The organism is Qipengyuania sp. L-5Y (genome assembly GCF_056859455.1).
In genome coordinates this window covers 109,791-124,135 of record NZ_JBSXOM010000031.1, presented here as the reverse complement: position 1 = coordinate 124,135, position 14,345 = coordinate 109,791, and the positions used below count along the sequence as shown (strand labels likewise).

The 14,345-nt window shown below is 57.2% G+C and carries 7 protein-coding genes; 3 read left to right on the top strand and 4 right to left on the bottom strand.

Going from position 1 to position 14,345, the window contains the following annotated elements; genetic code table 11:
- Positions 1 to 71: 71 nt before the first annotated feature.
- From AC13F2_RS11520 to AC13F2_RS11510, 3 genes are read left to right on the top strand one after another with little or no spacing between them, the layout of a single operon-like run.
- The gene (locus AC13F2_RS11520) at positions 72 to 1,454 is read left to right on the top strand and encodes a hypothetical protein (protein ID WP_230279146.1); all 1,383 of its coding nucleotides are present in this window, start codon (positions 72 to 74) and stop codon (positions 1,452 to 1,454) included.
- The gene (locus tag AC13F2_RS11515) at positions 1,451 to 3,397 is read left to right on the top strand and encodes a phospholipase D-like domain-containing protein (protein WP_230279147.1); all 1,947 of its coding nucleotides are present in this window, start codon (positions 1,451 to 1,453) and stop codon (positions 3,395 to 3,397) included. Before AC13F2_RS11520 ends, AC13F2_RS11515 begins: the two co-directional genes overlap by 4 nt.
- Positions 3,390 to 6,134 carry a DEAD/DEAH box helicase family protein gene (locus tag AC13F2_RS11510; RefSeq protein WP_230279148.1) on the top strand — a complete coding sequence of 915 codons (2,745 nt, stop codon included), beginning with the start codon at positions 3,390 to 3,392 and terminating at the stop codon, positions 6,132 to 6,134. Before AC13F2_RS11515 ends, AC13F2_RS11510 begins: the two co-directional genes overlap by 8 nt.
- A gap of 22 nt (positions 6,135 to 6,156) precedes the next feature.
- On the opposite strand, the gene AC13F2_RS11505 is transcribed toward AC13F2_RS11510, so the two are convergent.
- From AC13F2_RS11505 to AC13F2_RS11490, 4 genes are read right to left on the bottom strand one after another with little or no spacing between them, the layout of a single operon-like run.
- Positions 6,157 to 7,290 (bottom strand): hypothetical protein, encoded by a 1,134-nt coding sequence (locus tag AC13F2_RS11505; RefSeq protein ID WP_230279149.1) that lies wholly within the window; start codon positions 7,288 to 7,290, stop codon positions 6,157 to 6,159.
- 33 nt (positions 7,291 to 7,323) lie between these two features.
- Complete coding sequence (locus AC13F2_RS11500; protein ID WP_230279150.1) at positions 7,324 to 10,497, bottom strand: UvrD-helicase domain-containing protein; 3,174 nt, start codon at positions 10,495 to 10,497, stop codon at positions 7,324 to 7,326.
- A complete protein-coding gene (locus tag AC13F2_RS11495; RefSeq protein ID WP_230279151.1) occupies positions 10,490 to 13,204 on the bottom strand; it encodes a PD-(D/E)XK nuclease family protein in 2,715 nt (904 codons plus the stop codon). The genes AC13F2_RS11500 and AC13F2_RS11495 overlap by 8 nt, the downstream gene beginning before the upstream one ends.
- A gap of 56 nt (positions 13,205 to 13,260) precedes the next feature.
- Positions 13,261 to 14,253 (bottom strand): helix-turn-helix transcriptional regulator, encoded by a 993-nt coding sequence (locus AC13F2_RS11490; RefSeq protein ID WP_230279152.1) that lies wholly within the window; start codon positions 14,251 to 14,253, stop codon positions 13,261 to 13,263.
- Positions 14,254 to 14,345: the final 92 nt, after the last annotated feature.

Here is a 14,345-nt window from a genome sequence, read left to right as displayed (position 1 = left end):
GAAATTGATTTCTCGAAAAGTTTTCTAACAGAAATCTTCTAAAACCTCAAAATTGCAAGTGACGAGGAATAATGGCGCATCTTCTGGAAAAAGTTCTTACACAATATGATGACACGCTATCGTCTGATTCATACATTGATCCAGTCGGCACACTTATTATCTGGTCAGCATTCGGCAGGCAGGTATTTCGCAACAGGATAAACTCCATCTCGAACGATGTTCGAAATTTTACGCTAAATCTGTTCAACCACTACTTGGTGAAAAAGCTGGTTGAAGATGACGGTGACGGCGCTCGTCTCAGTCACGCGCTGGCGCGGCGATATCAGAGCAAGGACAGTCTGAATTTCAAGCAGGCGTGCCTGCTTTTCCTCGAAAATGTTTTCGTCTTCTCGATCCTGCGTCATGAGAAATCGCAAGATGTAGAATCGACAGGAATACTTGGGATCTCCAACGCGCGGCGACTTTGGGGGAATGAAGATCGCCCTCCCGCACTCATCTTCACTCATGAATCTGCCGGACAAATCCTGGTCCGGCAGCTCGGGCTCGGGGTCAGTGGTCGTTACAAGACTCCGTTAATGGAAATGGGCTTCTTCGATGGCAATTATCACTATCACAAACCAGCATTTCAAAGTCGGTGGGCTGATGCCGAACGGCTCATAATCGGCCAACCGAAGAGCTTGCTCAGCAAGGTTGCACGCAAGGCATACGACTTTCTCAAGGAATGCGTCTCCCAACCGATCCAAGGCGGGAAACTTCCATTTGCCGATGTCCCAGCAGATTTGACCCGAGCATACGCTCGAGCATTTGCCTCACCTCAGGCAGTCGGAAGTTACGCAAAGGACTTTTGGCTTTTACAGACAGAGCTCAATCAAGGTGCGGCCGGCGCAATTTTCGATGTTCTCGAAAAAACAGACGATCTCTCGCCGCAGGGGGCAATCGAGCAGGCACTTTCGTATGATCTAGCGCCCGAAGAAAAGGCCAAGCTCGAGCATATTGTGCACTTGGAGCCGTTCTTGGCGGATTGCTCGCTGCTTTTCACTCTCATGGCATCTCGGCGAACCCAATCAACCGCTGACGTAGCGAACGCGTGGGCAAACTTCGGCAGGGACGCAACGCGATTGCCAGGCGTATCGTCTGCGGTTTCTGACTATGCGGATCTGCCAGCCATTAAGGGCACGGAGGGGGCAAAGCGTCTCAAGCAGCTTTTGAAAGCTGCAAACGCGAACAGTCTCGACGATCAAATTCGCGAAATGGCGAATTACCATGGCTCAGTGATGCAATCCCGCGGTCAGGTTTCATGGCTTAATGTCAGCAGCGGCGGCGCCATCAATGTTCACGCGCGAACTGTCTTTCTGCCCGAGCCTGACAGCCGTGCGCCGGGTTCATGGCTCAACAGCTATTATCTCCCCCAGTTCAGCAGCTTCGTGAACGGCCTGCGTGGGGCGGTCGTATGAAGCTCCTGCAGGAATTGAAGCGTAAGGTGACCGGCATGGGTCCCTTGCGCCGAGCATGGTTCACCACTTTCAACTTGGACATCGAGTTTCTCGAGACATTTGTCCTGCCTGCGGTGGTAGGTGCCGAGCCTCCACGAAGCCGGATCGAGTTCGAGCAGTTACAGCAAGAACTTACGGATCAAGGCATTGATGTCAGAGTCTTTTGCGATCCGCGGTTCATCGACACCAACCGCATCAAGAGGACATGCGTTCCCATACACCCAGTCCGTCCCGACCGCTTGTCGGAGCGGTTCGGCGAACGCAGTCTTTTTCATCCCAAAGTCATCTACCTTGAGGACAACAAAGGTCGGCGCATCATCGGCGCAGGTAGCGCCAATCTAACGCTGTCCGGCTGGGGCCGAAATCTGGAAGCATTCGTATTCCGTGAGGTTGAAAGCCTAAATAACTATCGAGAAATCCGCAGGTTTTTCGACCGGCTTTGGGATGCCAGCGACATTCATGACGGTGGCGGCAAACTCCCCGAGCGCCGAAAGTTTGCCAAGACCGAGGAAAAATGGCGATTTGTCCATAGCCTCCAGAGCCAATCTTTCGTAGCGCAACTATTCGACGGATCGGCGGCATCAGACATCGTCGTCTGGTCGCCATATCTGCCTCGTAACCTCGCAAACTTTATCGGCAAGCTGCAAACTTCGACGGCGATCAGTGACCTGCGTGTCCATTTGGTGGCTGATCGGATCCAGAACAAATTCCTCAGAACTCAATGGAGCGAGGAACTAGGGCAGTTGATCGCGCGCGGGCAACTGACGTTCTATGATATTCCAGTCGAACGCGACCACAGAACTGATTTATGTCATGCGAAGATCTGGAAGGTCGGCAAGGCATTGGCTGTTGGCTCGTGGAACTTCACTGCCCCCGGCTCCAACAGCCTTTGCGACGACTGGGGAAAATGGAGCCAAGACAACAACATTGAAGCAGGCATCATCATCGAAGATGCGAATGACTGCCGGCTGATGCATGGCAAAGCACTGGCGCTGAGCGATGGGGATTGCGCGTCGGATGAGCTCTTGGCCGAGGAAGCACTTAATCCCGCCGATCTGCCACCCTTTGATCTGCACGTGACCTTCGATTGGCATGCACAAGTCTACACGTTTTCGGGTGCGTGGATGGGAAATGGAGGACGCGAGGGATTCTCTGTCCGACTGCCCGGTGTAGATGCGCTTTTGCGATTGAAGTGGGCCCGCAGCGGTGAGCCCGTGCAACCGGCGCAAATCCGTGTGAATGATAGCGTGCTGCTTAGAGATCGGATCTTTCGTGTGCACCACGACGGGAAAGAGGTTCATCGCGGCATCGTCGGTGAAACCAACCTGAAGTCCCGCAGGGCTCAGATCTTCAACAACTTGAGTGATCTCCTGGAAGCCTTGTTGCTTGGGGATGACCCGGGATCGCTTACTGACCTTCCCCTTCGAGGTCCTGACGACAGCGACAGCTTTCCTGACGACACTCCCGCTCAACCGGACTTGGGCTGGGAGCTACTCCAACGAGAAATTTCCGAGCACAGTTCGATTAGCTATTTCCGTCTTTTCAAAGCCATGCATGATTATCGCGAACGGTATTCTGCAGTGGACAAACTGGAGCAGTTGGAAAAGCAGGTCTTCGTAGCGCCTGGATGTCTACTCGAATTGGTCGAAAAGGCCGGCGAAACCATCCAAACCGAGGATCGCTCAGTGTTCAATTGGTTCCTCGCGAATGAAGTCGCGACCGTTTGCGCCTTGGCTCAAGACCGGCGCCGCAAGCTACTTCACGGCTACAAACGTCGCGAGCCAAACTATACCCCGGCGCCCAAATCACGATGGAACAGCATAGCAATGTCGGTGCCCAAATCCCCGAACGGGGTCTCCGCAGAATATGTCACACTGGTAAGGGCGCAGGCAGCATATGAGTGAGTTCTGGCGACGCTTGAAACCAATGGAGGTCGCGAAGTGGATCAACTTCGGCGGGGTCAGCGGGGAATGGACTTATGCGCCTGACCAACCGACAGGAATGGCCGCGCTTCAGACCGAAGGCGTCGCTCATTTGTGGAACGTGCTTTCAAGAAGTCCGGTTGCGCTCCTGGCCGATGAAGTCGGCATGGGCAAAACCTTTGAAGCACTGGGCGTAGCAGCACTTCTGTGGCGAAAGAAGCCCGACGCAAAGATTCTGGTGATCGCGCCAAACCGCGACATATGCGCGCATTGGCAACGTGAGTTCTCGTCCTTTACTCGAGACCTCTACGTAAAGGCCGATGGCTTCGTTAAGAGCAAGATGGACGGAAAACCCGTGCCGCCTATCGGAGTCCACTATCGCCTACCGGAATTGACCGAGGCAATTGAACAGCGGTCCAAAGATGACGCGCCGGCCCAATTTTACATCACAACAATCCATGCCCTCAGCGGCCTTCTCGATAGCGCCGACGCATCCAACGACAAGGCTCGAGCTGCGGGGAAGGTAGCCAGAAAGCTCCAGCAACGAATTCTGGCCGCGACAGGCGGGACTGGGTTCGATCTGATGGTCGTCGATGAGGCGCATTATTTCCGCAATCGCCGCGGTGGATCGCAGCGCGTCGCTGCCGCCGAAGAATTTTTCGGCAAGCCTGAGAGTCAAATTGCTCGGCGCACCTTACTCCTGACGGCAACGCCGAGCCATACTCGCCTTGGTGATGTGGCGAACATCCTGTCCTACTTTGTCGACCAGGTCTCACTTGAAGGGAAGGAAGTCGATGAGCTGATGGGCACCTACGCGCTTCGCCGGTTTCGGCGCATGGAGGGTCAGGGCACTAGCTATACAAAGCACCAATACCGCCGGGAAATCGCAACTCCGTGCAGATTTGGAGACAACCCTCAGGATGAGATGTTTTTTGCGCTCTACCAGAAGCGCCTGATCGAAGACTGCGGTGTGGCGGATGAAAAGAGGCGGGCTCTCTATGGTTATCTAGAAGGTTTCGAATCCGCAGGCCATCGTGATCTGGCCCGTGACGCGCAGAGCGAGAACGAAGGATCGGATGACGAGCGCTCGAAGGACTTCAGGGCTGCTGCGGACACACAGCTCCTGCAAGACATGAGCGGCGATTTTCGCGGCCTTTTCGGCTCGGCTCCCGATCACCCCAAATACGATGGCATCGTCAATCTCTGTACGCCATCAGAACTGTTCGAAATGACCACAGATCGCTGCCTGCATGAAGATAAGCACCTCGTCTTTGTGCGCCGTATCCCGTCGGTCCGAGAGCTCACGAAGCGCATCAATGAGCGTTACGACGAATTGCTCGCAAAGCACATTGCGGACACCCACGGCTGGGATGAAGAAGCTCGTCTTCGATGGCAGAAAAGCAATTGGTCGCGTGAGGTGTTCAACGAAATCACAGGTGCAAGCAATCGCCGCGACATCGATAGCGACGACGACCAGATGGACGAGATCGAAGGCGAGAGCGAAAGTGTCGACGAACACGACTATCTTCGCTCTAGGGTTGCAGACCTGTTTGTGACAAAGAAGGCGGCTGATGGCAGACCGCCTGCACCACCGACAGACTGCTCCCGCTTCAGCCTCAATCTGCGCAAAACAACCGGCATCTTCTCGATGCTCCTGGAACCCGCCTCTGACTATCAATCAGGTGCCTATCATTGGCACTACCACTTCGTGCAGGGGGGCAAGCAGCGCATGGATTTTGCCAAGGCTGCACAGATGCAACGAATGGAGACACGGCCCGAGTTTCCCCGAGACGCGTTGGATGCATTGCGCCCTCACGACGGAGATCAGCGCGAATACGATGCGCCGATCGAAACGATCTGGGGTCGGGTATTCGATCACCTGCCCGCGCCACAGCGGGATAGACTTGTTGATTGGGCAACCGCTCAGCCGCGCATTGCCGAAAACTTTGCCAACTACATCAAAGCCGGATTTCTCTTCGCCAGCCCCGTTATCGTCGAACTCTATGGCTGGTATGTGACCTTCGAGCGGCGTCTTGCCGACGAGGAAAAGCACGCCAATGTCCAGCGGCGCTACCGGAAATTCTTGGAATTTGCAGACCTGCAAATTCCAGATTCCCTGTTGCTGAAATACTTTACTTCAGCCATCGCAACCTTCGAGCAGCTCTGCACGAAGATCATCGATCACGAAGTCGACGCTTGGAACAAGGGGTGGCGAACACTCACAACACTTTCCAGCCCGGCGTGGTATGCAAGCGGCGAATCCAGCCACCGGCAACACCTGATCCTCGGCTTCAACAGCCCCTTTTATCCGAACACACTGATGGCAACTTCGGTTTTCCAGGAGGGGGTAAATCTGCACCTGCAATGCAGAAAAGTTCATCATTACGGTATCGCATGGACACCGGGCGATAACGAGCAGCGTGTGGGCCGCGTCGATCGTCTCTTTGGGAAGGTGAACAGCCTCTTGCAGCAGCAGGGTCCCGACACGAGCGCCTTGGAAATAAATTATCCCTATCTCAAGGACAGCTTCGACGAAGATCAGGTCGGCTCCTTCATCGAGCGAAAATATGAAGTCGAAGACAAAATGGATCGATGTACGCAAGGGGACTTCGACAGGGAAATCCACTTGAACCGATCTGGCTGGGAGGTCTTCTTGAGAAAACCTATGCCGGACGCAATGTTATCCGACCCCTACCCTGCGTTGTTTAGCCGAAGATGACCGTCGGCAGACAAGCGCGCGATCACACGGACCTTACAAGCATGAGGAGCTCCTTGAACTCCTCGTTGTCGCTTGCCCCTTTCCAGAAGTTTATGAAGCGGCAAACGATTTGGATATTCCCCCGAACGTAATGCCCGCTGCTGTCGATTCTGTCAGGAGACGGCAAGAGGTTGCTATCGGTGTCAGGGCCGTAAAAGTGGAAAGGAATGCCGGTCAGCGCGCAGCGGTTTCCCTGAAGTTCAAGCAATTCGGCGAGAAGAGCTTCGAGCTCTTGGGCGGAATGGCCTGATTCCTTGTTCTTGATCCTGCGTTCGATGCTCTGGCCGTTCGATTTCCTCACCGTATCCTCGATCGACAGACGCATGGCAATGATAGACTTTTCTTGGCCGCCGACCACGCGGCCCGCGTCTTTGCCTAACGCGGTTTGACCAATTGAACCCTCAGCCTCCAATTTCAGAAGATGGGCATATATCCAGCAAAATGAGTGAGCATCTATCGGCCTGACATTATGGATGCCGGCAGCAGCCTCGATCAGCGGGACGAGCTGCAACAGAATCTCATTGAACCTCCTGTAGTTGTCCCAGGAACACTGCTGTCGTGTCGAAAACCCGAGGCTCATGGCCGCAAAGGCGCGATCGAAGCCCGTTGGCTGGATCGGCATGAAGCGGGTCATATCCTTCAGAAAGTAGAGATAGGCGATCAGCGGGTATTTGTGCCCGGTGAGTTCGGCCAGTTCTTCGAAGACCACGCCCTCTTGACGATCTCCCCGGTAGAGATCGAACAGCAGAGCATCGAGTGCGTGCTTCAAACTGCGGTTCGTACGGGCTTCAAGCAAGATGCGGTGATCCCGATTGGCGTGCCCGAAGCGGTTTTGCCAGAAGACAAGGTTGTTGACGAAATTGGCCTTGTTGTCCTGTATCTCGATGCTGTCGATGGCATGCTCAATAATTGAGCCCGACCCGATGCTTTCGCGAGACCATGTATCGGGGGAAAGCCGTGCAAGGGCAGCCTGACGCAGCGTTGGCTTGTAGCCTTCCCATGCGGCGATTTTGCCCTCCGTGAAATTGATAAACGAGTGCCCCTTGCTTTCGGCAGTAATGAGCTCCTGAAACCGATCAAAGTGTGGCTGAAAATCGGATGCGCTGATTATTGTCATGACTTCTCAAACAACCCGTTCGCAGTTCAATCTTCATGCACTCGGCTGGTGACCGCGTCCGATTGTCAGCTCGCCGGTTTCCGTCCAAAAAATAGCCGCACCATCAACAGCCTTTGCCCCTTTAGTGCCGACTGCATCGATGTAAGCTGCCAGTTGCGGCCAGTAGCGTTCGAAGCGCAGCGCATGATCTGTGACTGCCCCGCTCTTGTGATCGATGATCATGAAGCCATTGGGACTTTCAGCGATGAGATCCAGGATGATGCTCTGGCTCCCACCATCTGAAAGAGGAACCTCGATCGGTTGCTCAACATGCAGTCGCGGATAGCCAAGGTCCGCGAGAGCCTGGCGTAGGGCATCTGCCTGCTGCGATAGAAATTCGACCTCGGCATCGAGAATGCGGCAATGCGCCTGAACCCTGTGGCGTAGATCAGGGCGGCAGAGGAGAATGCGCAGCGCTTCGTGGATCGCCGTGCCCTTATCGGTCGCCTGCAGGAGATCAGGTCCGGCCAGCTTTACACCTGGTGCGATCACACGCGTCTCGATGTGAGATGGAAGCGGGCGTGACGTAGCAATTGCCTGCGAGGGGCTTACCACAGATGTCATTGCGTCGATCGGGCGCCGCTCCAGGGCAAATCGCAGCTCGCGGTCGGACGCGTCGAGATGAACCTTGTTCTCAGCCTCGAACGAGGCTGGCAACTCCTTGCTGCAGATCGTCATGCGGGCAGGAAAATCCTCATTGCCGACGCTGATCTGGTTACCCTGAAATCTGATGCCGCAGACATCGTTCAGAAGGCGGCGGCCAGTGATCGGCAGAGGCGGATCAAGCTTGCCATCGTCCTGCGGCCATTCGATAATCAGGCGGTCCCGCGCACGGGTCAGGGCCACGTAAAGCAGCCGCCTCGCTGTTTCTTCGGACACCGGATGGAGTTCATGAAGAAAGCGATCGGTCGCTTCAGGCGCGGCAAATTCGGGTGCATAGGCGAGCGTTGCTCCCTCGATCACATGATCGAGATCATCGAACCCCGGAAATTTGGTGCTGAATGTCCCAGCACGGGGGTCGAGCTTGTGGTCGAGTCCGCAGACAACGACAATTGGCCATTCACGTCCCTTGGATGCGTGCCAGGTAACGATTTCGATGCCATCGGCTTCACTGCCCGAAGGGTTAGGCCGCAGATCTTCACCTTTGAGACCGACCTTATTTTCAAGCCAGCCGAGAAAGACGTTAGCGCTCTGCCCATAAAAGCCGGATGCTTCGCGCATGTCGCGGTGAGCATCCATGAATGCTGCCGCTTCTGCCTCGAACCGGAGCAGGTCTGCTCTCATCTGGGGTGGGTCATCGAGCCTGTCGCACCAGTCGCGAAGCCCCGACACCTCGATGACCTGGTGCACCAGACGGTCTACCGGGGTCGCAAGCGATTCGGGCCAAAGTGTCTGCAGCGCAGACAATTCAGGCGTGTCGATGCAGCCTTGCTCGGCAAGCGCCCTGATCGCGTCCGGAAGTGCTGTGGCTCCAGGACCAAGCGCGGCCGTACAAATCGCGGCATGGCTGTCTGCAGGATCGACGGCAAACCGCAGGGCAAAGCACGCGGCCTGGACGATCTTGCTCTGCCACCAGCCACCCTCAGCCACGCGAACCGGCAGGCCGAGGGACCGCAGCGCGCTGGCATAGCTCGAGCAATGGCTATGGGTGGGGCACAGAACCGCGATGTCTCTGGGCTCCAACGGCCGCAAAGTCTTCGTATGCCTGTCGATGATCATCACATGATCGTCGGACAGCAGGGAGAGAAGGCGATCCGCGACGAAATGCTGGGGCTTCCCTCCCGAGCGCGCGCCGCGCTTGTTCGCCAGTTCTATGACCTCAAGCGCCGTTTCATGCCCGGTGGGATTTTGCGCGGTGAGCGAAGTGTAGTCATCGCCAAAAAGGCAAGGGCCGAGCGCGTTGACGCAATCCATGATCCGTGGATCGGAACGCCAGTTCCGGTTGAGCGGGCTGGTTTCGAATTGCTTCGTAAGCGCGACCGTCAGCCTCGGGTCTGCGCCTTGAAAGCCCATGATCGCCTGCTTGGTATCGCCGACGACGAGTGAGCGCTTCGCTTGCCGCGCCAAGGCCCATAGGAACGTGAACTGGATCGGATTGGTGTCCTGGAACTCGTCGACAATGACGCAGTCCACCTCGTCCATGATCGCAGCAAGCACGCCGGGCTGCTCGTCGAGTATCCGCGCGGCGTTGGTGACCATGTCGCTGAAGTCGATGACGCCGAGTTCCCGCTTGCGGATCTCGTAGTCTGACATAGCTGATTGCGCGCCTTCCACGAGCGCGCGAGCATGGGATACCGCATCTTCGAGCGGGCCTGGATGATAGACCAGTGTATCGGCCGCCGCCATGACTGCAGCGGCCAGGTCATCGTAACCATCGGGTGTCGGACTTCCGCGCTTGGACTGGCGGAGATCACGCAGCCGCTGCCAGAGCTTCCAGTCCTTTCCGCCGGTCGAGAGGAGTTGTTCGGCTTGCTTCAAGGCGCGGAAATTATCCCGAAACGCCGTCTTGGCCGCGGCACTTCCAGCGTCGTCCGCCAGCGATCTCGGAAAGGCGAGAAGCAGCGCGTCGACAGCCTGTTTCAAGCCAGCCGCCAGGGCCACTGGCGTCCCGACCGGCTGGCGATATCCCTGCCTGATCGACGCATCGACAAAGTCGGCCATCGCCGGATCACCGCCCCGCGGTCCAAGCGTTCGCAGCAGTGCGATCACGCCGAGCAACGTCTTGCGGAAGCTGTCTTCAGCCGTGTCGTCCGAGGTGAAACTTCCCCGGTAGCCATAGGCCCCGAGGTTACGGGAGAGCTCGCTTAGCGCCTGGTTCTCCTCGATCGAGCGGCGGATGAGCAGGTCCTGCTCGTCCTCGGCGATGAGACGTTGCTGCGGCGAAGAGCCTGCCGCAAAGGCGTGCTCGATCAGCAATCGGCGTCCAAGGCCATGGATTGTGGAAACATAGGCTCGCTCAACGGCCAAAGCCGCTTGCAGATTGCCGTCGGCAATCAGTGCTCCACGGATCCTCTGGCGAAGTTCCCCAGCCGCGGCCTCCGTGAAAGTGACCGCCAGTATCCGCTCGGGCCGAACTTTGCCGTCGCGCACCCACTGGGTGAGGGTTTCCTGGATGTGATGGGTCTTGCCAGCCCCTGCACCGGCTGGAACGATCGAAAGCTCAGTCATCTTCATTGTCAGTAAGGGCCACCGAGGGGTTAATGTCGTCGCGCATGAAAGCGGCGATCAACGGACTGTCTTCCAGCGCATAAGTGCCGAGCGCGGCAGAGCGCTGGAAGAACTTCTCATCGGCTGTAGTGTTGGTATCGAGGCGTCCTGCCTTGAGGGCATCGAAACGCGCCGAAATGAGCGCCAGCGCATGCTCGGCAATATCGCCCGCAACAAGTTCGACCTCAGCGCTATCGAACTCGTCGATCCCGTTGAGCAGGACATTCTCGTCATTGAGCGTGTGATAGGCGACTGCCGGGAGCTTCGACCACCCGTTCAACGCCTCGGCAATACGGACCACGCCTTCGTTGCTGCGCTCGTCGAGCCGAACGCTCATGCGCCGGTAGAGATCGACCTGTAGATCCCATCCCTTCTGGAGGCGCTGACGCCGCGTGCCGGAACTGCTCTTCTTGTAATCCACGACGATCGGCTGCCCATCGGAAAGCCGCAGCAAGCAATCGGCTTTGCCGTGCACGGGATGACCGAACAGCTCTCCCGACAGCCAGAACTCATTGCCCACGATCTCGGCGTCCAGAGATTTGAGGACCAACGACCAATGCTTCGCGGACTTGGTGATTTCTGCCTCAAGCGTGTTGCGCTCGACCGCCCATGCCGACGTCTGGAGAAACGGCGCCAATGCGCGAATGCGATCGAGCAGTAGGTCGGGGACCTTGGCTTCGATCTCTTCGTTGGACGGATGCGTCTTGCCCGGCACAAACAGGCGCTCGAAAACCTCGTGCGCGAGGGATCCGCGAAGCATGACGTCAAGCGCCTCGGGCTGCCAGGAAACATGTTCGGCGCCCAGCTCAGCGAGGAGCCAGGCCAGGGGACTGACCAGAAGCTTTTCGAGCCGGCTCGGGCTCTGCGCTCGCACACTGCCGTCTTGCTTCTGGCGCAGCCCCAGAAGATTGAAGTCGAACGCATAGTGCGGCGGCACCTCCGGCATCAGCGCCGGTTCAATCACTGGTCTGGGCTTCCACGCCACCAGCCTGTCCCAGATCGTTCCCTCGCTATGGTTCAAAGGCACGATCAGATTCTCTGGGTCCTCCATCCCTTCCACAAGCCGCGAGATCAGCGGCAGGCTCGACGACGCCGAAAGCGAGCTACCACTGCGATCACGCTCTGACAGGATGAGGATAACCTGCTCGCTCGCTGCACCAATCTGGCGCGTGAAGAGCTCGAGCGCGGCAGCGAGTTGCTGCGCCTGCGATGGCAGCTGGATGCCCGTCACATCGGCAATCGATGCGACTTCGCTGTCGAGGAAAAACGGATTGCCCGCGGGCGGTGACGGATAGGCACCGTCATTGAAGCCCAGGACGAGAAGCTTGCGAAACGGCCGCTTCGGTGTTTCGTGGGCCATCATCACCGAGATGCCACCGAGGAAGTAAGCTCCTCTCGCCGGTGGCGCAGCTTGGTAGGCCGCTGCCATCTGGATGGCTTTCTCCAGTTCCGCTTCTGCCGCGTCATTGGCATTGCCAAGGGCAGCGATCAGGCGCGATGCCTGTTGCTTCGCTTCAGCGACATCCTCAGCGAGCGCCTCGTTGTCGCTGAGCAGCCTCTGGAAAGATCGAACCTGCTCCTTGAGCTGGCCGTTGGTCGAAGGCGAATTCGAGCGGATCAGGGCGAATAGAGCGGCCTGTCTGCCTGTGAAGTCACGAACATCCCTTGGCTGAAAATCGCCGTCCATGACGGCAGCCGCCAGGGCCGTCCCCACTTTTTCGGGCCAGCACAGGACTGGTGAACAGTAGAGCGATGCGAGCGCCATGGCGGGAGCTGGCCGACGTCGGCATTGAAGGAAATGCAGAAGAGCCTCTCCGCCAATGTTCCTCCGCTGACCAAACCCAGGAAGCGATGAGGCAACCAAACCAGCGTGGGCGAAGGTCTCTGCCAGATAATGACCATATTCCGCCCCCTGCGGGACGATGATGCCAATGTCGCTGGCTGCGAGAGTTGCATCATCAGTCAGCAATCGCTGCACGATGGCCGCCGCGGCCTCGCATTCGGTCAGGGAGTCTCGGACGGACAGTATGGCCAGGCTGTCGTCGAGCGGCATGACCGGTACATCCGGATCCAGAAGATGGCGTTGTACATGGCCTGCCAGACACGATCCGGTTGCCCGCGCCAGCTTCCGGTCAGAAATCAGACGGACGACGTCATTATCGTCCGCGCTCAGCTGGCCATGATGGGTTTCGATGTGCTCGATCACCGCTCGCTCCAGCGGGGTCAGCTGAACGCAGTCTCGATCCCAGACAACCTGCAACGGCTGCAGAGCATCATCTGCGTTACTTGCAAGGAAAGCCTTGAGCGTCGCAAGATCGGACGGAACAAGGGTATCGCTGATGATCCAGAGGTTGCGCAGCGCTTCCAAATGAAGGCGCGCCCTTCCCTCGCCAGGCAGCACATCAATCTCGATCGACGCCGGATCGAGATCACGCGTCGCCATCATCATGTGGCGGAGCATCGCCCCCACGGCACCAGTGGTCTGCTCAGGCGCTACCGCGAAGCTTTCTGCCCAAGGGACGCTGTCACCCAAGGCATCAAGGGCCTCGCGCAGCGGCTTCTCGGTGGACTGAGGTAAGGCATAAAGGCTTCCCAGGAGCTGCGCGCTGAGGGGCATGCAGCTCGTAAAGGGCGCTTCGCCGATCCGAAGATGGCAGTTTTCAAACATTCAAGATTACCCCTCAGAATTCGCCCTGCACCACAGTGTCACCCCTTACCTGCAAATTACGACAAATCTGGTCGCAGCATTGTCTGCGCGGCAGCGATGCGCTTCTCCATTATTTCCTTGAGTGCGTCAGGGCCGTCGATCACCAGTTCGCCGGCCCATTCGAACAAGTGATTGGCGAGTTCAAACAAGCCGCCTGATTGGAAACGAACAAGCAGCTCGTCGCCAACTTCTTCAAACTGTTGATGGGGATGGAACCGCCAAGCCCGCGCCCGATCAACCGCCGGGGCTAGCACTCGCAGAACGATCTCATGACCTGCCTCGTGCCAGATGCCGAAGCTGCGGGCCATCCATGCATCGAGATCCCAATCCTCGGGAGGGCATCCGACAATCCCGCTGTCCCGAACATTGGTCATGCGGTCCAGGCGGAAGGTACACGGCGGATCGTCCCGGTCAGGCATCTTGCCCACGAGGTAGGTGATCGGTCCATGGATCAGACCATGGGGTATAACCCTCCGCCACGACGGCTCATCCGCCCAATCAGGCTGATAATCGAAGTCGACACAATGGGATGCGAGGATGGCAGACTGGATCGTCGTCAGATCTTCGGGCGAGGCAATGACGGCAGGCCCCGCTGCGACACGCGACCGTTGTAGGCGGGTGAGCAGATCGAGGTCGTTGTCCAGCCGACGCCTTTCCGCGCTATCGAAGGCAATCTTGATCTTGGAAAGCAACTTCTCAAGCGCTTCGGTGTTGACCGTACCTTCGCGGCGTCCGGCATCAACCACGGACTGAAGTGCAGCAACCTCCGAAGAACTCGGCCTTGCGTAGGCACGTCCCGGGCTGTCCTTGATCCGAAATCGCTTGACCCGACCATCGATTGTTTCTTCGAGATCAAAATGAATCAGAATGACGTTCCGCAAGCGCTCGACTGTTCGCCGGTTGACCTCAAGCAAGGCCGCCATTTCGTCAAGAGTGAGACCTTCGATGCTCTGCGTAAGCACATGCACCAGCTTCATTGTGCGGTCGAGATTGCTAAGGCGCTTGGTCATCGCAGAATGATTTTCCCAAGATCATTTTTCGCGCTTTTATCGAAAATCACGCAATTAGCACATCAATCCGCACATTGGTCTCGCAGAATTTT